This is a genomic window from Desulfoluna butyratoxydans (assembly GCF_900699765.1).
GTDB classification, from domain to species: domain Bacteria; phylum Desulfobacterota; class Desulfobacteria; order Desulfobacterales; family Desulfolunaceae; genus Desulfoluna; species Desulfoluna butyratoxydans.
Window position 1 is genome coordinate 575,099 of the sequence record NZ_CAADHO010000002.1, and the last position, 25,213, is coordinate 600,311.

Here is a 25,213-nt window from a genome sequence, read left to right on the forward strand (position 1 = left end):
GTCCCCATGGTGTAGGCGGGTGAACGTGGGTACCAAACATACCTTGCACATGCAGGGTTCATCGCACTCAAATCTAAAGTTAGGGGGATTTGAAATGTCGTTAGGTGTATTAGCACTCATTGCCTTTGTTCCCATTGCTATCGTACTGATCTTTATGGTTGGTATGAAATGGCCTGCCACCAAGGCGATGCCCTTGGCCTGGGCCGCCTGTGCCGTGATTGCCATGGCCGTCTGGAAGATGCCGGCCGGTTTTGTTGCGGCGTCGACCCTTGCGGGTTTCGGAAGTGCCGTTAACGTCTTGATCATCGTCTTCGGGGCCATCATCATCCTGTATACCATGCAGGTGAGCGGGGCCATGGAGACGATCAGTTACGGGTTCCTGGGAATCTCCCGGGACCGTCGAATCCAGACCATCATCATCGCCTTTACCTTCGGTGCCTTTATCGAAGGTGCGGCAGGTTTCGGTACGCCGGCAGCCATCGCGGCTCCGTTGCTTCTGGGACTGGGGTTCCCCGCCCTTGCGGCGGTGTGTGTGTGTCTGATCTTTAACTCTGTTCCCGTGACCTTTGGTGCCGTCGGTACCCCGGTCTGGTTCGGGTTTAAAACCCTTCGAACCCCCATCGAACAGGCCCTGGCGGACGGAGCCGTCGAGACCGGTTTCACCACCTTTGATGGGTTCCTCAAGCATGTGGGCCAGTGGGCTGCCATCACCCACGCCATCATCGCCTGCTTCCTTCTCGTCTTCGTCATCTGCTTTTTGACCCGCTATTTCGGCAAGAACAAGAAATGGAGCGAAGGCCTGGGCGCCTGGAAATTTGCTCTCTTCACCGCCGTGACCTTCGACGTTGTGTACCTCTCCACCGCCTTCCTGGTCGGTGTTGAATTCCCCTCTCTTATCGGTGGCCTCGTAAGCCTCGGTATTGTCGTGACCGCAGCCAAAAAAGGGCTCTTCATGCCGGAAGAGATCTGGGATTTTGGCGAGCGCGCTTCCTGGGATAAGGATTGGGTCGGTGAAATCGAGCCCGGTAAAACGGATCTCAAGCCCCGCATGAGCCAGCTCATGGCCTGGATGCCGTACGTTCTGATTGCCGTGATCCTGGTGCTTACCCGTTTAAGCTCCCTGCCCTTTAAGGGATGGGTCACCTCATGGGTGATCAGCTTCCCCCATATCCTGGGGTATGAAAGCGTCAACTTCGCCACCAAGCTTCTCTACCTGCCCGGTACCATTCCCTTCATGCTGGTGGCCATCATCACCATCGCTCTCCACAAAATTCCTGCAGAAAAAGCCATCGGCGCATGGAAAGAGAGCTTCATCCGTATGAAAAACCCCACCATCGCCATGCTCTTTGCCGTGGCCATGGTGGAGATCATGAAGCAGTCCGGTCACAACGTCATGGGTTACAGTTCCCTGCCCTTGACCATGGCAGAGGCTGTGGCGTCCATTACCGGTAAGACATGGCCCATGTTTGCCTCCTATGTCGGTGCCCTGGGATCCTTTATTACCGGCTCCTGTACCGTGTCCGACCTTCTGTTTGCCGACTTCCAGTACGGCCTGGCCACCACCATCGGCGCCAGCCGTGAGATCATTGTCGCCCTCCAGGGCGTGGGCGGCGCCATGGGCAACATGATCTGTGTCCATAACGTGGTTGCGGTCTCCGCCACCGTAGGTCTGGTGGGCATGGAAGGCACCATCATTCGGCGTACCATGATTCCGCTGGTACTTTACGGCATCATGGCCGGTACCATCGGTACCGTTTTCTGCTACGTTCTGTTCCCCGGGGTCTTCTAACCCGGCCGCACAGAAACCATACGTATAAAAAACACCAGGGGGCCCCACCAGGCTTGGTCCGGCAGGGGCCCCCTTTTCATGTCCGGACCTGAGTTGTGAGATAAAAACCCATAAGAAACATAAGGAACCTGTGGGAGGGGGCTATATGATTTCTGAGAATTTGAAAAAAGAGTTCGAGGCCCTGCTGGGTGAGAAAAACGTAATGAGTGACGAAGTCACCCGCATGAACTACGCATACGACGCAGCGGTCCTGGACCCTGTGATGCCTGCGCTGGTCCTGCGGCCCGACTCCAGCGAGCAGCTGGGCTCAGCCATCCGCCTGTGCGGTGAAAACGGCATCCCCGTCACCGTGCGCGGTGCCGGAACCAATCTCTCCGGGGGGACCATCCCCTTTAAAAACGGCGTGGTGATTCTGACCAACGCCATGAACAAGATCATCGAGATCAACGAAGCGGACATGTACGCCATTGTCCAGCCCGGCGTGGTCACCGCGGACTTTGCAGCGGCCGTTGCCGCCAAGGGGCTCTTCTATCCTCCGGACCCGGGCAGCCAGAAGGTCTCCACCCTGGCGGGCAACGTGGCGGAAAACGCAGGGGGCCTTCGGGGCCTGAAGTACGGCGTCACCAAAGACTACCTCATGGGCATTGATTTTTTCGATGCCGAAGGCAACCTGGTGAAGACCGGCTCCAAGACCGTGAAGTGCGTCACCGGGTACAATGTCGGGGGCCTCATGGTGGCCTCCGAAGGGACCCTGGGGATCTTTAATGAGATCACCTTGAAGCTCGTTCCGCCCCCCAGCGCCTCCAAGTCCATGATGGCCGTCTACGACAGTGTGGCTGATGCCACAGAGTCCGTGGCCGCCATCATCGCTGCCAAGATCGTCCCCTGTACCCTGGAGTTCATGGATAACTTCACCATCCGTGCCGTGGAAGACTACGCCAAGGCAGGCCTGCCCACCGAAGCTCAGGCCCTCCTGCTCATCGAAGTGGACGGCCACGCCGGACAGGTGGCCGATGACGCCGCCAAGGTGGAGGAGATCTGCAAGAAGCACAATGCCACCCGCATCCAGGTGGCCAAGGACGAAGAGGAGAAGAACAAGGTGTGGGAAGCCCGAAGGGCGGCCCTGTCGGCCCTGGCCAAGCTCAAGCCCACCCTGGTCCTCGAAGACGCCACCGTGCCCCGGAGCAAGATTCCCGAGATGGTGCGCGGCCTGGACACGGTGGCTGCCAAGTACGGCCTGTCCATCGGCACCTTCGGCCACGCCGGGGACGGCAACCTGCACCCCACCATCCTGTGTGACCGCCGAAACGAAAAAGAGTGGCACAAGGTGGAGACCGCCATCGAGGACATCTTTGATCTGGCCCTCAAGCTGGGGGGCACCCTCTCCGGAGAGCACGGCATCGGCATCGCCAAGGCCGGGTTCATGGCCCGTGAGGTGGGCGAGAAGTCCCTCACCTATTTCCACAAGATCAAACAGGCGGTGGATCCCAAGGGCATCCTGAACCCCGGTAAGGTCATAGGAGATTAAGCCATGAAAGACATCGCCAATCTCCGGACCACCCTTGCCGAACTGGACGACCTGCTGGTGACCTGCATGCGCTGCGGGATGTGCCAGTCGGTGTGCCCCGTGTTCAAGGACTCCATGCTGGAAGGGGACGTGGCCAGGGGCAAGCTGGCCCTCATCGACAGCCTGGCCAAACGCATGATCGACAGCCCCGTGGAGGTCAAGGACCGTCTGGAAAAATGCCTCCTGTGCGGCTCCTGCGAAGCCAACTGCCCCAGCGGGGTAAAGATCACCGATATCTTTATCAAGGCCCGCGCTATCCTTACCGGATACATCGGCCTGTCGCCCATGAAAAAGGCCATTTTCAGGGGCACCCTGGTGCATCCACGGCTTTTTTCCGGGCTTCTCTCCATGGGCTCCAAGTTCCAGGGGATCATGACCAGTGAGGCGGACACCTTCCTGGGGACCTCCTGCTCCAAGATCATGTCTCCCCTCATCGGGGACCGCCACTTCATGCCCCTGGCCAAGCGGCCTTTCCGCAAGGACTACTCGGGCATGGACACGGGCAAGGGCACTGCAAACATCCGCGTGGCCTTTTACCCGGGCTGTGTGGTGGACAAGATGCTCCCCCAGGTGGGCCACGCCGTGATCAAGGTGCTGGAACACCACGGATGCGGTATCTACCTGCCCAAGAACCAGGCCTGCTGCGGGATCCCCACCCTGGCCTCAGGCGACGAGGAGAGTTTCCTGAAGCTCCTCAAGCACAACCTGAAGCCCTTCTCCAGCGGCAACTACGACGTGCTGGTCACCCCGTGCGCCACCTGTACCTCCACCATCAAGAAGCTCTGGCCCAAGATGGCGGCCAAGATCTCTCCTGAAGCGGAGAAAAAGGCCCAGCGGGTTGCTAATCGCACCATGGATATCAGCGAGTTCCTCGTGAAACATTTCAACGTGGATCTCGCCGCCCAGGCAGGCAAGGGGGCGACCCAAAAAGTCACCTGGCACGATCCCTGCCACCTGAAAAAGTCCATCGGCGTCTCCCAGGAGCCCCGGGCCATCCTCAAAGGCCTGCCCGGCTACGAGTTCGTGGAGATGAACGAGGCCGACACCTGCTGCGGCAACGGCGGCAGCTTCAACCTGGCCCACTACGACACCTCCAGCCGCATCGGCGGCCGCAAGCGGGAGAACATCCTCGCCACCGGCGCCGACGTGGTCACCACCGGGTGCCCGGCCTGCATGATGCAGATGACGGACATGCTCTCCCAGGCCCACGACCATGTGGCCGTCAAACACGTCATCGAACTCTACGCCGACGCACTTTAAACCCCACCAAAGCGTCTCTCCATCGGCGTGATGCCGAATCAAAAAACCCCCGCCCTTAGATCAGGGCGGGGGTTTTTTGTTTGGGCAAAAACTTTGGGAAAAACGCCTCCGGCGGGCAGGGGCTGAGCCCCTGCACCCCAGGTTCGGGAATGCTCTCGGGCCTTCGTTCCTCAGGCCCATCGCATTCCCTGACGGGCTTCGCCCGTGGTGAAAGCCCGATGCAAGGACCCATTTATTGAATCAGGGCCCTTTCAACGGAGGCTCTGCCTCCACGATTGAAAGAACTTAATTTTATGCGGTGTGTAAGTAATTGTTTTCTTTGATGTTTGGGGTGGGTCTTTAGGCCGGTATTTGGGGGCATGCACGAATCGCCTTCAACGTTGGTGGCGGGCGGAGTCCTCAGCGAACGCCCTTGCGCTTTGCCCTGAGGAACGAAGGGCAAAGCGCAAGGGCAACCAGCTTTCGAGGTGGCTCACCTCGCCGCCGGAGGCATTTTTTAACTTAGGCCACGTGATGCTCGGCGAGGACGGCGTCGGTGAAGTGTTCGGTGTAGAAGCGCATGGATTCGAGTTGGGTGGCTTTGACCTGTTGGGAGATCTCTTTGGCGTGGTCGCCCAAGAGGCTCACCACCCGGGGTTCGATTTTGCCGTTGTCCGCCTGGTTTTTCAGGATGCCCAGGGCTTTGTCCAGGGGCATGCCCGTGCGGTAGGGACGGTCTTCGGTGAGGGCGGTGAAGATGTCGGCCACGGCCATGATGCGGGCCCCGGTGTTGATCTTTTCGGCCCCCACGCGGAAGGGGTAGCCAGTGCCGTCGAGTTTTTCGTGGTGAAAGGCCGCCCATTCGGCCACCCGCTCCAGGCGGTCGATGGAGTGGATCACCTCGTAGGTAAAGTAGGTGTGCTGTTTCATCACCTGGAACTCTTCCCGGGTGAGCTTGCCCGGTTTTTCCAGGATGGCGTTGGGGATGATGAGCTTGCCCAGGTCGTGGAAGTGGCCTGCCAGGCGCATGAGTTTGACCTCGCTCTCCATGTAGCCGAAGTGCTGGGTGAGAAGGGACGCGCACTCGGCCACACCCGCGGAGTGGGTGGCGGTGAAGGGGGACCGGAAGTCGATGAGTTTCTGTATGACCCGGGCAATGGAGCCGATCTCTTCTATGGGGGTCTCGATGGACCGCAAGGGGCCGTTTCGAAGGAGAAGCCCGTAGAGCCGGGTTGAGGAGAGATCCAGCCAGAACTCCTCTCGGTCCGAGGTGCGGATGAAGAGCTCCACGACGTCCGGGTGAAAGACGGTGTGCTCCATGGTGCGGATCTGTGTGGTGATGACCTCCATCTGGCTGAGGATAAAGGCGTCCCGTTGAATAAGCCTTTCCACCCAGTCTGCCAGGTGGAGGATCTGGGCGTCGAGGACGTCCGGGTCCCCGATGGGGGCCTCACAGTCGCTCCAGTTGCGGTGGTGGTGGCGGATAAGGGGCGCTGCCGGGGCCAGCAGGGGGACGGATTCGAAGAGGACCTCACCCCTTAGGCAGTGGGCCAGGATGTCCGATTCCTCAAAGGTGTGGAGCCGTATTTTGTCCTTGGGGGTCATGGCCCCGATGTCGTGGAGCAGGGCCGCCATGTAGAGCCGCTTGATGCGCTCTTTGGAGAGTTTGGCGGCTTTTCCCATTTGCCAGACGATGTAGGCACAGCGCATCTGGTGGCAGGCTATGCTCGGGTTGGCAAGGTCGATGGCATCGGACAGGGAGAGAAAGACGTTGTTTAAGTCGACGTTAATTTCACGCAACATGGGGTAAGGCTCCACATACTGATCAAATCAGAAAAGGCTTATTTTTATGTAACTATTTAGCTGAAAATTGCCTCCGGCGGCCCGGCCGAACGTTACCGATTACCTGACTGTTTTGAGCGTAACGAACAGGCATCGTCTTCTGCCGCCCAGCCCCAACGGGGCAGGGCGGCAGAAGACGATGCAACCGGAACGTTTTTGCGGAGCTTTTTTCAAAAAGCGACCCGCCGGAGGCATAAGCTGAATTCGGTACATTTTTATCAGACACGTTTCTTATCGGATCAAAAGAATGGAGCCTGAAGGCTTTTTGATCAGGCCGTAAAGAGGTTGAGGTTGGGAGTGGCGGCCAGGTCCAGGGGTTCGGCAAAGGTTTGTCGGACGTTTTCCCGCAGACCGTCCAGGGTGTCGGCGTAGGCGAGTTGTTTGAACACGGGGTGGCCGAATTTGAAGTTGGCGGAAAAATAGATGACAAATTTCTTGAAAAGGCGCACGGCGTAGGCCGGGTCAAAGGCCTCTTCCACCAGATCGAGGAAGCGCAGGGCCACCTGGGGGTAGATGTCGGGGCCGAAGCTCTTTCCCTCCAGCATCTCGGCAAAGACAAAGGGCCGGGCAATGGCGATGCGTCCCAGGGAGACACCGTCGCAGCCGGTGGTGTCCACCATGCGGGTAAGATCAGCCGGGGTAAAGACGTTGCCGTTGCCGAAGACGGGGATGGTGACGCCCTCCTTTACGGCCTTTATGTGCTGCCACTTCGGGGGGCGGCTCCGGCGGTCCGGCGAGACCCTGGGGTGAAAGACCAGGGCGTCGGCACCGGCGTCTTCAAAGCGTTTTGCCATGTCCGAGGCAAAGACAGGGTCGTCTGTCCAGCCCGTGCGGTACTTGACGAACAGGGGCAGGGAGGTGGCGTTGCGGACCTCTCGGACGATGGCCTCGGCCCGGTCGGGGTCACGGAGAACAGCAGCCCCGCTCTCCTTTTTGCAGATACCGGCCACGGAGCAGCCGAAGTTGATGTCCACTCCGAAAAGCCCCTCTTTCTCGATGCGCTCGGCGGCAAGGGCCATCTCCTGTGGGGCGGCGCCGACGATCTGCATGACAAGGCGCTTGGCCTCCTGGTCCCGCCAGCGGAACATGGGGGAGATGAGTCTGTTTTCTCCTGGCAGGGCCTTGGCGCTGCACATCTCAGAGAAGAAAAGGCCGCAGCCGCCGAATTCGTCGATGATCTGCCGCATGGCCACGTGGCCGAGACCGGCAAGGGGGGCCAGGAAGAGGCGGTTGGGGATCTCTTTGCTCCCGATGGTGATGGGGGTTTTTATGGTTTCAGGTATGGTGGTCATAGCTCGTGTTGCCGTGTTGCGACGTCTCTCTTTATTGGGGTTATGGTCAACGCATGCCTCCGGCGGCCCTGCCGGTGGCCAAACTTTTGCCCGATTTTATGAGTCGGGTTTGATAAACAGGTTTTAAAAAACGTTCGTTCGGCGCCTCATTTTTTCACAAGGCGATCCACTGGCGGCATACGCATCTCACCGGGATGCTGGCGCAACATCCATGGTTGGGGCGCGTCAACCTTCTTTACGGGCACTGCCCGCAAGGGAATGTGATCCCCCGGGGTACGGGGGAGGAGCATTCGCGAACCATAGCATATTCGGCAGGGGGCGGGAAGGTGGATGCCGATTGATCTTGGTTAGATAGTGTACTATAGTTGCGGGATACCTTCGACCTTCGTTGGCATGAGTGGAAACGACTCTGATGATATGGATACGCGATGATTCTGGTGTAACGACAGAGAAGGAGTAAGGAAGAGATGAGCGAAAGCACGTACTATCTGGTGGAAAAGAAAGGCCATGTGGCCTGGGTATGGTTTAACAGGGCGGACAAGAAGAACGCCATGAGCCAGGACGCCTGGATGGACTCCCCGGCCGTGTTCAAGGAGCTGGACGAAGACCCTGAGATCCGCGCCATCGTGGTGGCGGGCAAGGGGGATTGCTTCTGCGCGGGCATCGACCTCATCGGCATGGTGGGCGCCATGCCCGAGCTGATGGAGAACGAGCAGAAAGGGGGGCTCAAGTGGAAGCTCCTCAAGAAGATTTATCCCCTCCAGGAGACCATGAGCGCCATGGAGAAGTGCCGCAAGCCTGTTATCGCGGCCATTCACGGTCACTGCATCGGCGCCGGCCTCGACTTTGTCACCGCCTGCGACATCCGTCTCTGCACGGAAGACGCCACCTTCTGCCTCAAGGAGACCGCCATCGGCTTTGTGGCCGATGTTGGCGTGCTCCAGCGCCTCCCCTTCATTGTGGGTCAGGGGGTGACCCGGGAGATGGCCTACACGGCCAAGAGCATTGATTCCCAACGCGCCCTGGATGTCAACCTGGTCAATGAGGTGTACAAGGACGTTGACACCCTGTTTGCCGAGGCCCAGGCCATGGCCGACACCATCGCGGCCAACCCGCCCATTGCGGTGCAGGCCTCCAAGGACGTCCTCAACCACGCCACCGAATCCACGGTGGCCGAGGGGCTCAAGTACGTGGCTTCCATCAGCTCAAACATCATTCCGTCCCACGATTTGATTGAAGCGTTTACCGCCTTTGCGGAAAAACGAAAACCGGTTTTTACGGGCAACTAGCCCAGACGGCAAGTCCCCTGATTCTCCCATGATCCCCGGGCGCCTTTTTTTTGGAAAAAGAGCGCCCGGGTGATCCGCGGTGCTTGGGTACGGGCCGTTGTATCAGGAGTTTTTTTTAAATCCCATGAACATTTACCTGGTCAGCCTGGGTTGCGCGCGCAACCTCGTCGACAGCGAAGTGATGCTGGGCCACCTCACCGAGGCCCGTTGCACCATCATCGATTCACCGGAAGAGGCGGATGTCATCATCATCAACACCTGCAGCTTCATCACGTCCGCCGTGGACGAATCCATCGACACCATCCTGGAGATGGCGGAGTACAAAAAAAAGGGAACCTGTCGCTACCTGGTGGTGGCGGGCTGTCTTCCCCAACGATTTAAAGAAGATGCCGTGCCCGAGCTTCCCGAAGTGGACCTGTTCATCGGCACCGGAGGGTACGAGCGCATCGCCGAGGAGGTCAACCGGCTCATGGCCGTGGACGGGCGCATAGGCAAAGCCACCTGCCTGTTTCCTGATCCCAACAGCACCTCCCCTGCTAGGACCCATTCGCCGCGCATTACCACCACAGGCCCCCTGGCTTACCTCAAGATCGCCGAAGGCTGCAGCAGGCACTGCACTTACTGCATCATCCCCAGCCTCAGGGGCCGGTACCGCAGCCGCTCCGTTGCGGACATCACGGCTGAAGCAGGACGCCTTATAGATGCGGGCGTTCAGGAGCTGAACCTCGTGGCCGAGAGCACCACCGATTACGGGGAGGACCTGGGCGAACCCGGCAAGCTTGCCGAGGTGCTGGAGACCCTGTCCGACCAGGCACCGGACGCGTGGATCCGGTTCCTCTACGCCTTTCCCGACACCCTGGACGACGCCACCATCAAGCTGGCCGCCGACAGGGAGAATGTCTGCGCCTATTTTGACATCCCCATCCAGCACGCCTCGGACCCCATCATCAAGAAGATGGGCCGCCATTACACCCAGGCGGACCTGAAGGCCCTTTTTGCCCGGCTCCGAAAGGAAGTCCCGGGTGTGGCCCTGCGCACCACTCTCATCGTGGGCTTTCCCGGGGAGACCGAAGAGGATTTTCAGGAACTCCTCGATTTCATCACCGAGGTGGAGTTTGATCACCTGGGTGTCTTTACCTATTCCGATTCCGAAGAGCAGGCCTCCCACGCCCTGCCGGGCCATGTGGACGAAGAGATCGCCCAGATGCGGCAGGACACCCTCATGGCCGCCCAGGAGGAGATCTCGGCCCGCCGGAACATGGCGCGGGTGGGCATGGTCACCAAGGTGCTCATCGAGGAGAACCCCGAAGAGGGTGTCTTCATCGGCCGCACCTTTTTTCAGGCCCCGGAGGTGGACGGCGTCACCTTTGTCTACGGTGACGGGATCACCGTCGGCTCCTTTGTGGACGTCCGCATCACGGACGCCATCGTCTACGATTTGTCAGGAGAAGTGGTATGAGCGACTTGAAGGCGAGAATTCTGGGCGAGGTGGCAGGCGAGCTTTCTGCCATCGAAGCCGCGTTGAAAGAGAACCTGAATCCCTGGGCTGAGCTGGCCGGGGAGGTGGCGGGCCATCTCCTCTTTTCCGGGGGGAAACGCCTTCGCCCCCTGCTGATGATCCTGGCTGCCCGGGCCTGCGGGTCCGATCGACAGGATCTTGCCCGCTACTCCGTGCTCTTTGAGTACCTTCACGCCGCCACCCTCATCCACGACGACCTGGTGGACGAGGCGGTGATGCGGCGGGGCAAGCCCGCGGCCCACGGGGTGTATGGCGCTCCCGAGGCGGTCCTGACCGGGGATTTTATCCTGGCCCGGTGCCTTACGCTTACGGCCGAGACCCGTAATTTTGCCGTCATCGACGAGATCTGCGGGATCACCGAGGCCATGAGCCAGGGGGAGATCCAGCAGCTTTACAACAAAGGCCGCATGGACCTCACCGAGGCCGAGTACCTGGATGTCATCGAGCGCAAGACCGCTGTCCTTCTCAAAGGGGCCTGCGTGACCGGCGCTCACCTGGCCGGTCAGCCCGACGAGGTGGTGGACGCCCTGGGGCGCTACGGATGGCATATCGGCATGGCCTTTCAGATGGCCGACGATTTGCTGGATTACACCGCGGACCTGGCCAGCCTGGGCAAGGAACCCGGGGCGGACCTCAGGGAAGGAAAACTCACCCTGCCGGTGATCTATGCCCTTTCCAAAGCCTCCAACGGTGAGAAAGAGCGCATGGAGGCCATCATGGCCGATCCAAATTTTACAGCGGACGCCTTTGCCGAGCTGGTGGCCATGCTCACAAGACTTGACGGCATCGGGTACACCGAGCGTTGCGCCAGCGACCACGTGGCACAGGCCAAGAAAGCGTTGGAAGGGCTTCCACACAGCCGTGAGAAGGAGCTGTTGCTTCTCGTGGGGGACTACAGCCTGGGACGTAAATCATAAAGGATGGAGCACCTGATGCAGAAACGGATCTTTTCATGGACTATGGCCATGCTTCTCGCCCTTTCCCTGACACTGCCCTGCACCCTGCGTGCGGAAGGGGAGGGATCCCTCAAGGTCTTTCTTGCCCTGGGCAAGGGCGTGATTGCCCGCAGCAACATCCCGGACGCCAAGGACAAGGCCGTGAAGGAGGGGTTGTACACCGCCGTGGAAGAGGCGTTGTTTCATATCCTCTCGGACCGGGCCGTGGCCGCGCACTTTGAGGCGGTGACCGAGATACTCACCGAGTCCCCTGCAACCTATATCGACGGATACAAGGTGGTGGCGGAGCGACGTTCCGGCACCTATTACCATGTGGCCGTGGAAGCGTCCGTGGCCATGGATCGTCTGGAAGGGCGCCTCACCTCTTCGGGCATCGTCCTTGAGGGCACGGAGAAGCCCAAGCTGCTGTTCCTGGTCTCGGAAAAGCTGTCGGGAGGCGACTCTTTTGTGCACTGGTGGGGACCGGGCATGTCCATTATCTCCACGGTCTCCGATGATGCCATTGCAAGCATCATGGCCAAGCGTGGCTTTGAGGTGCTTCCCCATCGGGCGATCATCGACGACGCCGCTCCCTTAGGGCCAGACGGGCTGGTTCACCGGGAGGAGGCCTTGCGCATCGGCCGGGCCTTTGGTGCCGACGTGGTGGTGGTTGGACGGGCCTGGACCGAGCCGTCCGGCAACGTCATGGGGGATGAACGATCCATCAGGGCGTCCGTTGAACTGGAAGGGTTCCTCGTGGGCTCGGACCGGTCCACAGACGGGGTCCTCAGGGCCAGCATTGCCGTGGGTACCGATCCTGTGGACGTGGGCACCCGGGCCATGACCGATGCGGCCGGGGACGCAGGCCGGGACCTTTCGGCCCAGATCGTCGACGCCATGAAGGAGAAGAAGAGCCGCACCACCATGATCGAGGTGGTGGTGGAGGGCACCAACTTTTTCGAGAATTTTACCCAGCTCTCCCGCGATATGGCGGGGCTCAAAGGGGTGATTTCCGTGAGGCCCAGGGAGCGCCGCATCGAGCGGGCGGTGATGGTGGTGAACTTCACAGGGGAAGGCAAGCAGCTTGCCGAGCAGCTCCTGGCAAGGAACTACAACGGGTTTTCCATCACCCTTTCCGAGGTCTCCAGGGATCACATCAAGGTGGACATGGTGGCCGGAGGGAAAAACACCTTCATGCAGTAAGGGCATATCCTCCTTTGCCGAGGAGGGGTTAGGGGGGATACCCGCGGGGAGGGTCGATTTTTCGGGCACCTCGGTCTTTTTCCCCTTGACACTTCCGGCCCATCGCTGCTAAATGTATCTTGTTTTTACAGGTAACACCTGAAGGCGCGTAGCTCAGTTGGTAGAGCGCTACCCCGACACGGTAGAAGTCACCAGTTCAAGTCTGGTCGTGCCTACCATGCATATTAAAGGGATCCAGTTTTCTGGATCCCTTTTTTTATTGCCTCAAGGCCGCTCTGCCCGCCAGAGCGCGTCCAGTACCTCGCCTCCCATGGGACGTGCCACCACGTACCGAATCTCCCCCTTGGACATATCGTAGATCTCCATGACCGGCCCCTTTTGATCGGGGTGGGCTTTGAACCATGCATCGAGCTTGGGGTAGACCTTCAAGGTCCCCAGAACCACCGAGAGCTTTCCCTTGTAAGGGAAGGTGATCACAGGCAGGGTTGCGCCGGGAAGGGTTCCGATCAGGTAGTCTGTGCGGAGTTCTTCCCATTTTTCAGCGCTCTCGTCAGGCAGGATGCATCCGGCCAGGGAGCGCAGGTTTTGCACGGCCACCTTTTTGGGGTTGTCGTAGTAGAGCCCCACACCTTGTGTGGTAGAGATGCCCTCCTTATCGAGTTTCCAATACATGTCATTCATGGCGCGACCGCTTTGGCGGTAGTTTCCCGTCTGTTTCTTGTACGCAAAGCTGAAAGAGGGGATGGTCTGCTCGGATAAGGTGGTGGGGGCAAAGAGGCCGTACCAGGAAAGGATGGCGACAATGGCGGCCAGGGCGATGAGCGTGACGGAGAGTATCGGTTTCATCCGTGATTCCTCATTGTGGGTGGGTGAGGTCCGGCACAAGGGCCTCAGCCCCTGTTGCCGGTGCTGTCGCACCCGCCTTTTCTTCCTGATTCCATTGCAAGCAGATGCAAATACCCTTTATCACAACATCTAGGTGGGGACAAGAAGAGCAATACGTCCGGCCAGGGCCAACGCATGTAAAAAATCAGTTGCCTCCGGCGGCCAGGTGGGGACACTTGGAAACCCTGTGGCGACTGCATGAAGGCAGTCATTATGCCATTGTTCTCGGGGCATTCACGTGATGTGTGATATGTGGCAACCGTTTTTGAAGGAGAGGTCGATTTTATTCTTCTGGAAATACGAGGAAGGCCGTTTGGCAACTGTCCCACGGGCGCAGCCCGTCAGCACATGTGACGCCCCTGAGGAACGAAGGGACGGAGCATGTGCGCCCCCCTGCTTTTTAGTCGGCCGTGATGATCACCAGACCGCCGTGACCGTATCCGTAGGGTTTCAAGAGGCCTCCGTAGTGGCTGGCAATGCCGTCGGCAAAGCGGGCAAGGGAGACCTCGTAGGGGACGGGCTGGTCTGGGTCCACGTCCAGCATGAGAACGGTCTGGGTCTCGGGGTTCCATCGGCCCACAGGCGAGATATGGGGAATGGTGAGGACCGGCAGGAAGGCGCCCTGGTCAAAGTGGGCGATGAGATAGAGGCCGGGGTCGTTGGCAAACCGGTCGAGGATGGTTCCGGCCCGTGCCATGCGGGTTTCCAGGGACTCTTCAGGGTAAAAGGGCACCACCTCGGTGAGGGCGTGGATACCATGGTAGGCCAGGGCCGCAGGCACCACCTCTGCCAGGACTTCCAGGGGCAGCCCCCGGCGGCCTTGCCATCCTTCCGGCGAAAGGCGCTCCTTCCAGCGCCCGGCACGGATCGTCTCCAGAAGATCCATCTGGTTTTCGATGCGCGGGTTTTTCCCATCCCCCATGGCGTTGAGAACGCAGGCCACGGCCGCCGCCGAACAGGATGACTCGGTGACCTGGGGCGTGCGCGTGGCAAAAAGCCGTTTGAATCGCTCGTCCTTGTCCCGGAGCGTCGCCAGCTCCGCTGGGGAGAGGTGGTGAGGCGCCTCGCCGTGGGGACCCCTCTTGAGGGTGCGCAGCCAGAGAACGCGGAGCCGCAGAAGGCTTCTGAGAACGTGGCGGAAGAGAGTGGCTAACATGGGGTTCATGGACATCCTTTTGCCAATGATTTGAACGTATCAAGGTGAATATTTAATCTTTATATAGCTGCCTCCGGCGGCCAGGGGATTTTTAGCCTAAGTGGCTTCGCCACCCCTGGACCCCAGGGGCGCGAATGCTCCCGGCCTTCGTTCCTCAGGCCGATCCCATTCGCTGACGGGCTGCGCCCGTGAAGAAATCCATGGGGTGGCGTTACCGGTGAAATACGAGACGCTATGTTAATGATTGTTTATCGAACATCTGAAATCCTTGCCTTGCGGTAGGGCCGCCGGGGGCAGTGTGGTTAAATCCACAATGGACAAGTGGCAACAACGTATCCTGTTCGGTCGAAGCCTGTGAATCGGTCCGCACAAACCATCACCGTTTATGTCGGGCGAAGCCCGAGCCGAAGGCCATTGCGCTTTGCCCTGAGGAACGAAGGGTAAAGCGCAATGGCAATATGCTTTCGAGGTGGCTCACCTCGCCGCCGGAGGCTGGTTTTTTTCTGCCGCTACACAACCTTTTGAAGCAGTTCCGTCAATCGGGTAAAGCGCTTGATGGTTTTGTTGGTACGGACGGCGATGGCAAGGGCCTTGTAGGACCCCACGAGGACCACGAGCTCTTTGCCCCGGGTGATGCCGGTGTAGATGAGGTTTCGCTGGAGCATGATCTGGTGCTGGGTGGAGACGGGGATGACCACGGCCGGGTACTCCGATCCCTGGGATTTATGGATGGAGACGGCGTAGGCCAGGGTGATCTCGTCCAGCTCGGCGGCCTCGTAGGTGACCTGGTTGTCGTCGAAGCGTGCGGTGACGCGTTTGGCGGCAGGGTCTGCCTCCACAACGCGGCCGATGTCCCCGTTGAAGACGTCTTTGTCGTAGTTGTTTTTAAGCTGCATTACCTTGTCCCCCAGTCGGAACCTGAACCCGGCTTCGTCCGGGGCTCCCGGGGGCCTGGGGTTGAGGGTGTCCTGGAGGAGCTGATTGAGGCGCTCGCCCCCCAGAGAGCCCCGGTGCATGGGGGTGAGGAGCTGGATGTCTTCCATGGGGTTCAGGTTAAAGCGCCGGGGGATCCGCCGGGCCACCAGCTCCACGATGGTGCGGGCCACGGCTTCGGGGTCGTTTCTCTCGATGATGAAAAAATCCCCGCCCGGTTCGCGGGTTCCGGAAAAAGGTTTTTCCCCTTTGTTGATGCGGTGGGCGTTGACCACGATGAGGCTTTTTTCAGCCTGCCGGAAGATTTCGGTGAGGGTGGTGACCGGGATGCATGTGGAGGCGATGATGTCCCGGAGCACGTTGCCCGGGCCCACCGGGGGCAGCTGATGAACGTCCCCCACCAAGATGAGGGTGGCGGTGTCGGGCACGGCTTTCAAGAGGTTGAACATCAGGGGCACGTCGATCATGGAGGCCTCGTCCACCACCAGGACGTCGCAGGAGAGAGGGTTCTCCCGGTTTCGCTGAAAGCCTCCCTTTTGAAAGCTGAATTCCAGGAGCCGGTGGATGGTCTTGGACGTAAAGCCCGTGGACTCGGTCATGCGCTTGGCCGCACGGCCCGTGGGGGCGGCCAGGAGCATCCTGGCCCCGGCCTTGTGGTAGATCTTCAGGATGGCTTTGATGATGGTGGTCTTGCCCGTGCCCGGGCCGCCGGTGATGACCATGGCTTTGGACGAGAGGGCCCCTTGCACTGCTTCCCGCTGGCGGGGAGCAAGGCGCATGGAGAGGCGTTTTTCCATGGCAGCCACCTCCCCTTGGGGATCTTCGAACACAGGGAATTTTTTTCCCCGTGCCACCTGGGCAAGGGTGTTGGCGATGCCCCGCTCTGAGTGAAAGAGCCAGGGCAGGTAGACGGCCTCGCCTATCTCCGGGTTGTCCACCTTTTTGGTGATCACCTTTTCGTGTTCGGCAAGGTGGGCGATGCCTTTTCCGATGGGCTCGGCCGGGAGCTGGAGAAGCTCCACGGCCTTTTGGAGGAGCTGGTCTGAGGGCAGGAAAAGGTGTCCCTCGTCCGTGGCGTGGGAGAGGACGTAGAGAAGCCCTGCGTGGATCCTCTGGGGGGCGTCCATGGCAAACCCGGTGGAGCGCGCAATGCGATCCGCCGTGAGAAACCCGATGCCCGCCACCTCCGTGGCCAGGGCGTAAGGGTTTCTCGTCACAACAGACACCGCCTTTTTGCCGAAGGCCTTCACGATGCGGGTGGCAAAGGCCGACCCCACTCCGTGGGAGTGGAGAAACACCATCACCTGGCGCACGTCCATCTGTTCTTCCCAGCCGGACAAGATCTGCTCGGCCTTCTTTTTGCCGATGCCCTCCACATCCAGAAGTTTTTCCGGCTCCTTGTCGATGACCTCCAGGGTCTTGGTCCCAAAGGCGGCCACAAGCCTCTCGGCCATTTTCGGCCCGATGCCGTGGATGGCCTTGGACGACAGGTATTTTTCGATGCCCGCAGATGTCACCGGCAGGGCCGTGGAGAATGTGTCGACCTTGAACTGCAACCCGTACTGGGAGTGGGATTCAAACCGTCCCATGGCCTCGATGAACGTCCCGTCCGGAGGTCCCATGAGCGGCCCCACCATGGTCACTTCACCACGCCCCTTCACCTTTACCTTGGCAATGGTAAACCCCGTCTCCTCACTGGTAAACGTGGTGCGAACAATCTCTCCACAAAGGGTTTCGGTCATGATGAAAAGCGAGCCTTTCTATGGTTAACGTCGGTGGAAAAGTGTGCCTCCGGCGGCAAGGGGCTGAGCCCCTTGACCTCAGGATTGCGAATACTCCAACCCTCGTGCCTCGGGTTGTCCCATTCGCTGACGGGCTTCGCCCGTGTTTATCGGTACGTTGAAACCGTTCTTTTATACGTTATTCACTAATAGACTACATAGTCGGCGAAATGCCAAGATTCAAGGGAAGAGCAAAATTAAAAAGTAACGATTCGGTGTGTGCCTTCCGTTGCCCTGCCACGGATTCCAAAACAACCACGAAAGATCGACCAAAACGGAGCGCCGCACTCCGGTGCGGCATTTTAGTCCGTCGTTACCCGTGCCGCACAGGAGTGCGGCGCTCCAGGGGACAAGGATGCTGAGGGGGGATGTGATTTGACCCGAGGAAACCGCCTGTGCCCGTTGATGTAGCACTATTTGTTCCACATCAACGGGCTACGGCGCGATAAGCGATTCGTCTTCGCCTGCGGCCAGTGCTTTCAAGGCGGTAAACCTTGTCGCCGGAAGCAGGCCGGTTAAAGCTGACTTTTAACGGGTTACGATAGCGCATCCTGGCCTTCCAATGCTTGTGGGACCGTTTGTACAAACTGCCAGCTCACGTATCGGGCGAAGCCCGAGCCGAAGGCGCGTGCGCATTTTTCTGAGGAACGAAGGAAAATGCGCACGCGCAACCAGCTTTCGAGGTGGCTCCACCTCGCCGCCGGAGGCTTTTTCCCTTAGCTATCCATCCACAATCGCCAGCGTGGCGTGGCCGTCGGCTGTGCGGGTCACTTCGATCTGGGTGCCCAGGCGGTTTTTGAGGAGTTCCACGTGGGAGATGACACCGATGGTGCGGCTTGACAGGCGCAGGTTTTCCAGGGCGGCCAGGGCGGTGTCCAGGGTGTCTGAGTCGAGGCTTCCGAAGCCTTCGTCGATGAAGAGGCTCTCGATGCGGGTTTTCCGGCCTGCCATTTCCGAGAGGCCCAGGGCCAGGGCGAGGCTTACGAGAAAGGATTCGCCGCCGGAGAGGCTCTTGGTGGGGCGCACGGCATCGGCCTGGTAGCGGTCGATGATTTCGAGCTCCAGGTCTTCCCCCGGAATTCGCTGGATCTCGTAGCGGGGGTTCAAGGTGACGAGGTGCCTGTTGGCCAGACTCACCAGCTGGGCCAGGGTAAGGCCCTGGGCAAAGGTGGAAAACTTGCTGCCGTTGGAGGAGCCGATGAGGTCTTTCAGAACCAGCCAGGGGCGGGCTTCGGCTTCCAACGCGTCGATTTGTTTGAGCTGGTCGGCCTGGTCGGCGCGGGCTTTTTTGTCTGCGGCAAGGGCGGCGCTTATTTCGCCCATGCGTTTCAAGAGGTTGTCCCGCTCTTTCTCTTTTTCCTGTTTCAGCCGGGTGAGCTCTGCGGCCTCTTCGTCTGTGGGCGGCTTTTTCTCGGCGAGACGGGCCAGGGCCTCTTCGGTCTGGCGGGTCAGGGTCTCCAGGCGGACTTTCTGGGTTTCGAGGCGCTGGCTTTCGGCTTGGAGGCCTGCCAGGGTGTCTTCATCCAGGAGGGCCGACGTAAGCTCCGTGATGTCCGCAAACCCCCGTTTGATGGCATTGGCGGTCAGTTCCACGTGAAACGCTTTCCGTGATGTTTCGCCATCGGCAAGCTCACGTTCGGTGGTGGCGATGCGGGTGGCAAGGGCGGCGAGGGCAGAGAGGGCTTTTTCGCAGAGGGTGCGGCGTGCTGGATCTGCCAGGAGCGCGTCGGGTACCTCAGGGGAGGCAACCTCGATGTCGCTGAATGGGGCGCTTTTTTCAGTCCATTCGTTGCGTTCTGTTTTGATGCGGGTGATCTGATCGGCAAGGGTGGCAAGGCCGGCCTCGGTGGTGGTCAGGGTATGCCGGGCCGTTTTCAGCGCATCTCCCTTTGATCTCCAGGCTGCAGCCCGGGTTTCCAGGGCGGCAAGGGCCTTGGACGCCTCTTCGGGTGATGTCGCCGTAAGATTCCACGGGGCAAGGGACTGTTCAAAGGCGGTCAGGGCCTGGTGGGTGTCCTCTTTGAGGCGTGCCTGGTGAGCCCTTTGCTCTTCAAGTCGGGCGGTGGTGTCGGCCAGGGAGGCGTTCAGCTGCACGAGCCGGGCAGCGCTGGCCTCGCTTCTTCCGCGGGCCGCGATGCACGCTTTTTCGGCTGCGGTGAGTTTGGTTTCCAGGGTTTCGATGCTGCTGAGCTGACGGCCAATGGCGTCGAGTGTTTCTCTGTTTTCGGAGATCAGGGCGTCAAGTTTCGGCCGGTCACCGATGGCCATGTCAATGGCCTGCTCAGACGAGATACGGGAAACATTTTTGCTTATCTCGCTGGCTTTTTTTTCCTGTGCTGTGAGCTGCGCATCAAGGCCTTTGAGGGTGGCGAGGGTGGCCGTGAGGCTTTTTTCACAGTGCCGTTCTTTTTTCTCCAGGTCGGCCACGGTTGTTTTCTGCGTCTTTAAAGCCGCTTCGGTATCCGACGGTTTCGGGAGGTCGTGGTCTGCAAAGGGGTGGGCTGTGGCCCCGCACAGGGGGCACGCCTCTCCGGGTACGAGCTGGGCCCGTCTCTCCTCCAGGCTGGCTATGACAGAGGCCTGGGTGTGAAGCACTTCTTTGTGAGAAAGAATTCTTCGCTCGGTCTCCAGGGATTTGCACAGCTTGGCGGCTTCGGCGTCCAGGCGTTTTTTTTCGGCCTCCTGCTCTGATCGCTGGGCCTTCAGCGTTTCTTGTTCCGCACAGACGGTGAGGTGGGCGTCCATGAGGCGTGTGAGATCTTCAAGGGCACCGCGCATCTTTTCAGCCGCTTCCTTTTGCCGGGTCCACTCTGCCTTGGGCTTGAGGGCGGAAAGCTCTGCGGCCAGGTTTTTTGCGATCCCCTCTTTGTCTGCCAGCTCTTTTTTGGATTGGGCCTCCTCGGTGTTGGCTGTTTTCCTCTCTTTTTGGAGGCGATCCATGGATTGAAGGGTGAGGGCCGCTGCTTTGTCCGCTTCCATCAAACCTTGGGCCATGGACCGGATCGTTTCGGCGTTGCCGCGCAATTTGGCAAGCGCGTTTTCGATGGATTCATCGCTGCTGTGGGCTCGCTGCCAGGCTTCCATGGCGGTTATGTCAAGCGTGAGGGCCTCTTTTTGAGCAAGGCCCTTGCCTCTTCTGGTTTCAATGGCCTGGATCTGGTTTGTGCAGGCTGCAACAGCCGATGCAAAGGCGGTGGCCGCATCGTTTCGGGCGTTGGTGTGGGCTGTCTTGAGCTCTGCCAGCTGGCCCTTGAGGGTTGTCAGGGTATTATTTTTAGAGGCCCAGAGTTTCAGGTCCCCGGCAAGGGGCGCTGCCGCCTGATGGCGTTTCAGCTTTTCCCGTTGCGGCTGAAAGCCTGTGTTTTGCTCATGCCACGCCTTTTGTTCTATCTGGAGGTTCTCTTTTTCTGTTGTGGCCTTCACCCAGGCTGCGTGGCAGTCCAGGCGGCCTATGAGGGTTTTCAGCTTATCTTCCAGGGCCTGTTTCAGTTCGGCAAGGGAGCCGTGCTCCTCGTCGAGACCTTTTAAGTCTTCTTCGGAGAGAAGGGAGATGAGGTTGGCCGCGGTGCGGGCGTCCTTGATGGCCTCCTCTTTTTCCCGGGCTGCTTCGTGGGCCAGGATGCTCAGCTCCGAATAGATCTCGGTGCCGGTGATGCGCTCCAGGAGCTCTCCCCGGTCTTTGATGCCAGCGTCAAGGAACTCTTTGAACCGGCCCTGGGCGAGGAGCACGGACCGAAGAAACCGGTGGTAATCGAGGCCGGTGAGCTCGGTGACGGCCTCGTCCACCAGCCTGATCTTTGTCTCCAGCACATCGCCGGAGGCGTCCGCGAGCTGGCGCTTGGTCCCCTGGATGCGCCCATCGGGTTTTTTGCGGGCCCTGGCCAGGTCCCACCTGGCCGAATAGACCCCTTTTCCGCACTCAAAGCTCACTTCGGCAAAGCACTCTCCTGTGCCGCGGCTCATCATATTTTCCGGGTTGTTTCGCTTGTTGTCGTCGTACCGGGCAGCCTTGCCAAAGAGGGCCAGGGTGATGGCATCCAGGATGGTGGTCTTCCCGGAGCCTGTGGGGCCGGTGATGGCAAAGATGCCTGCCTCGGACAGGGGGCCTTCGGAAAAATCGATGTCGAACCGGCCTTTCAGGGAGTTGAGGTTCTGAAAGGCAAGATGGAGGATTTTCATTTTTCCGCCTCCTGGGCCAGGGTGAGAAGGTGGGAAAAGCATTCAACAAGGGTGTCGGGGGGGACCTCGCCCTCATAGGCCTCCAGGCGCCGTTGAAAGACCTCTTCGGGGTTCAGTTCGTTGATGGAGAGATCCCCCGGGGCAAGCTCGGCTGAAGGGCGGCCCGAGGTATCGAGGCCCACCTTGAGGACCTCTGCGCCGTGTTCTCCTGCCAGGGTCCGCAGCTCTTCATTGAGGGTGGAGGAGGGAAGGCTTCCTTTGACGGTGAGTTCCACCCAGGGTGTGAGGCCTTTTTCGCTTACCTCAAGGGCTGTCAGGGCCTCCTTGAGGGCATCGGCGTCGCCTTTGATGCGCAGCAGGGGGCGGAACGTGGGGACGGCGATGGGCTCCTGGGTGAGGGTGCCGCCTGCCGTGTTGATAAGCCGAATTTCCTTGGGCTGGCTTGCTTCGCTGAAGCTTAAGGCAATGGGGCTGCCCGAGTACCGGATGGTCTGGCTGCCCCCCACGGCCTGGGGGGTGTGGATGTGGCCGAGGGCCACGTAGTCGAAGGTATCGGGAAAGTCTCCTCCGGAGATGCTGCCCAGGTTGCCGATGTGGATGGTGCGTTCCGAGTCGGAGACCGAAGAGCCCAGGGCCGTAAGGTGGCCGGTGCCGATGACCGGGGTGCCGTTGCTTCTGGCGTGGGCCACCTCGGCGATCTCTGTGTAGGCGGCCCTGATGCCTGCGCGGGTTCGCGCCGACAGCTCGTCAAAGCTTTCCCCGGCCACGGCCTTTCGTACGTCCCGGTCCCTTAAATAGGGAACAGCCGCCACCCACACACCGGGATCGGTTTCATCCCGCAGGCAGGGCACATGAAAGACCGCCTCTTCCGCGCTTTCCGGCAGGGCTCCCACCACCTTGATGTTGAGGGTCTCCAGCACCGTGGCCGGGGCGTCCAGGTGGGGGGCTGAGTCGTGGTTGCCCCCGACGATGACCGCAGAACAGGTCCCCATGGCCCCAAGGCGGGTGAGAAACCGGTAGTACATGCGCTCGGCCTCCCTGGGCGGATTGGCCGTGTCAAAGATGTCGCCGGACACAATGAGAAGGTCCACCCGGCGGGTTTCAATGGTCGCAAGGAGAAAGCGCAGAAACGCCTCGTGCTCCTCAAAGCGATCCCGGTCGAAGAAGTGCTGGCCCAGGTGCCAGTCCGAGGTGTGGATGATGTGCATGGCTCTCCGGTTTCGCATATGCTCCGACCCCTCGCTTATCGGGCTCCTCACATATGCTTACGGGCTGTGCCCGTTAAAAAAATAGGGTAACGACTCGGCTCCCAGAAGCAGCTTCCGGCGGCCCTGCCGGGGGGAAACGATTTGATATCCAGAATTAGCAGTCCGGTGTGGGGGTGTCAAACGGGGATAAGCACGTGCCTTTCGTAACCGGTACATAGAAAATCCAGGGCACCGATGATGGCATCGCCAAGCTCAGATGCCGGGATGGCGGAGAGCTGGGGCGTCAAAAGAACGTGGGGGGTGTTTTCAATGGACAGCACAGGGGGCAGCCTCTCAATGGGGGTGGTGATGAGGCGGGATTGCTTTGATATGGGAGTCACAACCCAGTCTAACCAAGGCAAAAAACCTCCGCAGGCAACGGTGCCCGACGGAGGTTTTTTAATGGTTGTTTCCAGGTTGGCGTGGGCTCTATGTGATCAGACTTTGAACCGGCCCACCATGGAGGTAAGGTTTTCGCTCATGGACAGGATGCTGGAGACCCCTTCGTCGGATCGGGCGCAGCTCTCGTTCATGTCGCCGGAGGCGTGGCTGACGTCTTCGATGTCCTGGGCGATGGTGGAGGAGAGGCCGGAGGTGGCCGCGACGTTTTCGTTGATCTCGGACAGGCCGCTGGAGATCTGGGTGACGTTGTCGGCAATGCCCTGGGTGGTCTGAGCCTGGGAGTCCACGGAGGAGGCGATCTCCGAGACAATGTCGCTGGTTTTGTCGATGACCCCGGAGATCCCTTCGATGTCCCCGATGGTGGCCTGGGTGGAGGTCTGGATGTTGACGATGGTGTCGCGGATGTCCCGGGTTGCATCGGCGGTCTGGCGTGCCAGGTCCTTGATCTCGGCGGCCACAACGGCAAACCCCTTGCCGTATTCACCGGCACGGGCCGCCTCAATGGTGGCGTTCAGGGCCAGGAGGTTGGTCTGCTCGGAGATGTCGGTGATGGCCTCGGTGACCTTGCCGATGGCTTCGGCCTGGTTGCCCAGCTCACCCACGCGTTCGGTGGCGTTGCGGGACTGGGTCACGGCTTCCATGGTGATTTCCCTGGCCCTTTCCGAGCTTTCGGCGATGGTGCGGATGGTGGCCGTCATCTCTTCGGTGGAGGCGGCCACGGCCGTGGTGCTGGTGGAGGCCTGCTCCATGGCGGCGGCCACAGAGTCCATGTTGCCCTTCATCTGGTCCGATGCGGTGGAAACGGCTTCGGACTTGGATTTGACTCCGTGGGCCCCCTCTTTGAGGTTCCCGGAGAGGCGGGTGAGCTCTTCGGCGGAGTCGTTGAGGGAGGTGGCGTTGTCTGCGATGCGGGCAATCATGCTCTGGAGGTTCTCGATGAATTTGTTCATCCAGAAGGCGAGCTGGCCCACGTCATCCTTGCTGTGGACGGTGAGGCGTTTGGTGAGGTCCCCTTCGCCCTGGGCGATGTCTTTGACCATCTCCACGGTGTCCGACAGGGGCCCGGTGATAAAGCGGCGGATGATGATGAGGTTAAAGAGGATGGTGGCCACCACCACCACGATGAACAGGGCCAGGTTCATCATCTGCTGGTGCCCTGCTTCCTGGCCCACGTCGTGGAGTCGGCTCTGGAGGGCTTCGGAGCGGGTTTTGGACAGGGTGGCCAGGGATTCGGTGAGGACCTTGGTTTCATTGGCCAGGGCCTGGGATTCACGGGCTGCTTCTGTGTCCGTGCCTTCGAAGTCTTCGGCCACGCGGGTGTAGATGGTAAGGGCTTTGTCTGAGAAGGAGCGGATCTGCTGGGCCAGGGCCCGGGCCTCGGGTGCTGCTCCAGGGTCCAGCCCTGCAATGGCGTCCAGGTGGGAGATGACCTCGTCTGCTCGCTGCCCAGCAGCTTCCAGGAGTTCGGTGTCACCGGCCATGACGGCATCACCGTAGAGTTTGACCTGGGCCTTGAACTTGGCAAGGGTGGTCAACGATTCCATGGCTGCAGGGAACATGGTGTCCGAGACTTGGTTCAGCTCCCCCCGCATGGAATAGCCGCCGATGAGCCCGACGCCCGTGGTAATGGCGTAACCCGCCATGAGGATCAACAGACTGCACCAGATTTTTTTCCCTGTGCTCAGCGATTGCCACATATGGTTTCCCCTCCACTGGTAAATTGTATGTCAGATACGTTTGTGTCCGTACGGTGTGTTTCGTTTGGTATCGGTGATCTCTTATTTAATATCGGTTCCTGTTCACTGTATATTTAACGGGTGTTTGTGTTTTGTGCCTGTTCTGTGATTACTCTTTATACTTGTCTCGCCGTATTTGATTGACACTGTATTTTTGGTTACTAACCAGCTGTACGGCGAGTATGATAGTCCGAAAATAAAGAATTATTCAGCTATGGT

The 25,213-nt window shown here is 59.8% G+C and carries 16 protein-coding genes and 1 tRNA gene; 8 read left to right on the top strand and 9 right to left on the bottom strand.

Going from position 1 to position 25,213, the window contains the following annotated elements; all coding sequences use genetic code 11:
* The first annotated feature begins 94 nt into the window (after nucleotides 1–94).
* From MSL71_RS07585 to MSL71_RS07595, 3 genes are all read left to right on the top strand, one after another.
* On the top strand, nucleotides 95–1,789 hold the full coding sequence (locus tag MSL71_RS07585) for an L-lactate permease (RefSeq protein WP_180138374.1): 1,695 nt from the start codon (nucleotides 95–97) through the stop codon (nucleotides 1,787–1,789).
* 145 nt (nucleotides 1,790–1,934) lie between these two features.
* A complete protein-coding gene (locus MSL71_RS07590) occupies nucleotides 1,935–3,317 on the top strand; it encodes an FAD-binding oxidoreductase (protein ID WP_180138375.1) in 1,383 nt (460 codons plus the stop codon).
* A 3-nt stretch (nucleotides 3,318–3,320) separates the two neighbouring features.
* Nucleotides 3,321–4,616: a (Fe-S)-binding protein gene (locus MSL71_RS07595; RefSeq protein WP_180138376.1), complete on the top strand. Its 1,296-nt coding sequence runs from the start codon at nucleotides 3,321–3,323 to the stop codon at nucleotides 4,614–4,616.
* A gap of 501 nt (nucleotides 4,617–5,117) precedes the next feature.
* On the opposite strand, the gene MSL71_RS07600 is transcribed toward MSL71_RS07595, so the two are convergent.
* Both MSL71_RS07600 and MSL71_RS07605 read right to left on the bottom strand, forming a co-directional pair.
* Entirely contained in the window at nucleotides 5,118–6,398 is a 1,281-nt protein-coding gene (locus MSL71_RS07600; RefSeq protein WP_180138378.1) for an HD domain-containing phosphohydrolase, read from the bottom strand.
* Nucleotides 6,399–6,706: 308 nt separating this feature from the next.
* Nucleotides 6,707–7,729, bottom strand: coding sequence for a tRNA dihydrouridine synthase (locus MSL71_RS07605; protein ID WP_180138380.1), 1,023 nt, complete (start codon nucleotides 7,727–7,729; stop codon nucleotides 6,707–6,709).
* Nucleotides 7,730–8,196: 467 nt separating this feature from the next.
* Between MSL71_RS07605 and MSL71_RS07610 the strand changes: the two genes are divergently transcribed.
* The 5 genes from MSL71_RS07610 to MSL71_RS07630 all read left to right on the top strand — a co-directional run bounded on the left by MSL71_RS07610 (nucleotide 8,197) and on the right by MSL71_RS07630 (nucleotide 12,893).
* The gene (locus MSL71_RS07610; protein ID WP_180138382.1) at nucleotides 8,197–9,018 is read left to right on the top strand and encodes a crotonase/enoyl-CoA hydratase family protein; all 822 of its coding nucleotides are present in this window, start codon (nucleotides 8,197–8,199) and stop codon (nucleotides 9,016–9,018) included.
* A gap of 124 nt (nucleotides 9,019–9,142) precedes the next feature.
* A complete protein-coding gene (gene rimO, locus MSL71_RS07615; protein ID WP_180138384.1) occupies nucleotides 9,143–10,477 on the top strand; it encodes a 30S ribosomal protein S12 methylthiotransferase RimO in 1,335 nt (444 codons plus the stop codon).
* On the top strand, nucleotides 10,474–11,454 hold the full coding sequence (locus tag MSL71_RS07620; RefSeq protein WP_180138386.1) for a polyprenyl synthetase family protein: 981 nt from the start codon (nucleotides 10,474–10,476) through the stop codon (nucleotides 11,452–11,454). The genes rimO and MSL71_RS07620 overlap by 4 nt, the downstream gene beginning before the upstream one ends.
* A 15-nt stretch (nucleotides 11,455–11,469) precedes the next feature.
* A complete protein-coding gene (locus MSL71_RS07625) occupies nucleotides 11,470–12,675 on the top strand; it encodes a hypothetical protein (RefSeq protein ID WP_180138388.1) in 1,206 nt (401 codons plus the stop codon).
* A 142-nt stretch (nucleotides 12,676–12,817) separates the two neighbouring features.
* Nucleotides 12,818–12,893 (top strand) — tRNA-Val (locus MSL71_RS07630).
* 46 nt (nucleotides 12,894–12,939) lie between these two features.
* Here MSL71_RS07630 and MSL71_RS07635 read toward each other — a convergent pair.
* The 7 genes from MSL71_RS07635 to MSL71_RS07665 form a co-directional block, all read right to left on the bottom strand.
* A complete protein-coding gene (locus MSL71_RS07635) occupies nucleotides 12,940–13,521 on the bottom strand; it encodes a GyrI-like domain-containing protein (protein ID WP_180138390.1) in 582 nt (193 codons plus the stop codon).
* Between the two features lie 439 nt (nucleotides 13,522–13,960).
* Nucleotides 13,961–14,725 carry a hypothetical protein gene (locus MSL71_RS07640; RefSeq protein WP_180138392.1) on the bottom strand — a complete coding sequence of 255 codons (765 nt, stop codon included), beginning with the start codon at nucleotides 14,723–14,725 and terminating at the stop codon, nucleotides 13,961–13,963.
* Between the two features lie 500 nt (nucleotides 14,726–15,225).
* Nucleotides 15,226–17,391: an SF1B family DNA helicase RecD2 gene (gene recD2 / locus MSL71_RS07645; protein WP_180138394.1), complete on the bottom strand. Its 2,166-nt coding sequence runs from the start codon at nucleotides 17,389–17,391 to the stop codon at nucleotides 15,226–15,228.
* Between the two features lie 759 nt (nucleotides 17,392–18,150).
* The gene (locus MSL71_RS07650) at nucleotides 18,151–21,609 is read right to left on the bottom strand and encodes an AAA family ATPase (protein ID WP_180138396.1); all 3,459 of its coding nucleotides are present in this window, start codon (nucleotides 21,607–21,609) and stop codon (nucleotides 18,151–18,153) included.
* Complete coding sequence (locus MSL71_RS07655) at nucleotides 21,606–22,817, bottom strand: exonuclease SbcCD subunit D C-terminal domain-containing protein (RefSeq protein ID WP_180138398.1); 1,212 nt, start codon at nucleotides 22,815–22,817, stop codon at nucleotides 21,606–21,608. Before MSL71_RS07655 ends, MSL71_RS07650 begins: the two co-directional genes overlap by 4 nt.
* A 176-nt stretch (nucleotides 22,818–22,993) precedes the next feature.
* The gene (locus MSL71_RS07660; protein ID WP_180138400.1) at nucleotides 22,994–23,218 is read right to left on the bottom strand and encodes a CcdB family protein; all 225 of its coding nucleotides are present in this window, start codon (nucleotides 23,216–23,218) and stop codon (nucleotides 22,994–22,996) included.
* A 75-nt stretch (nucleotides 23,219–23,293) separates the two neighbouring features.
* Complete coding sequence (locus MSL71_RS07665) at nucleotides 23,294–24,955, bottom strand: methyl-accepting chemotaxis protein (protein WP_180138402.1); 1,662 nt, start codon at nucleotides 24,953–24,955, stop codon at nucleotides 23,294–23,296.
* Between the last annotated feature and the right edge of the window lie 258 nt (nucleotides 24,956–25,213).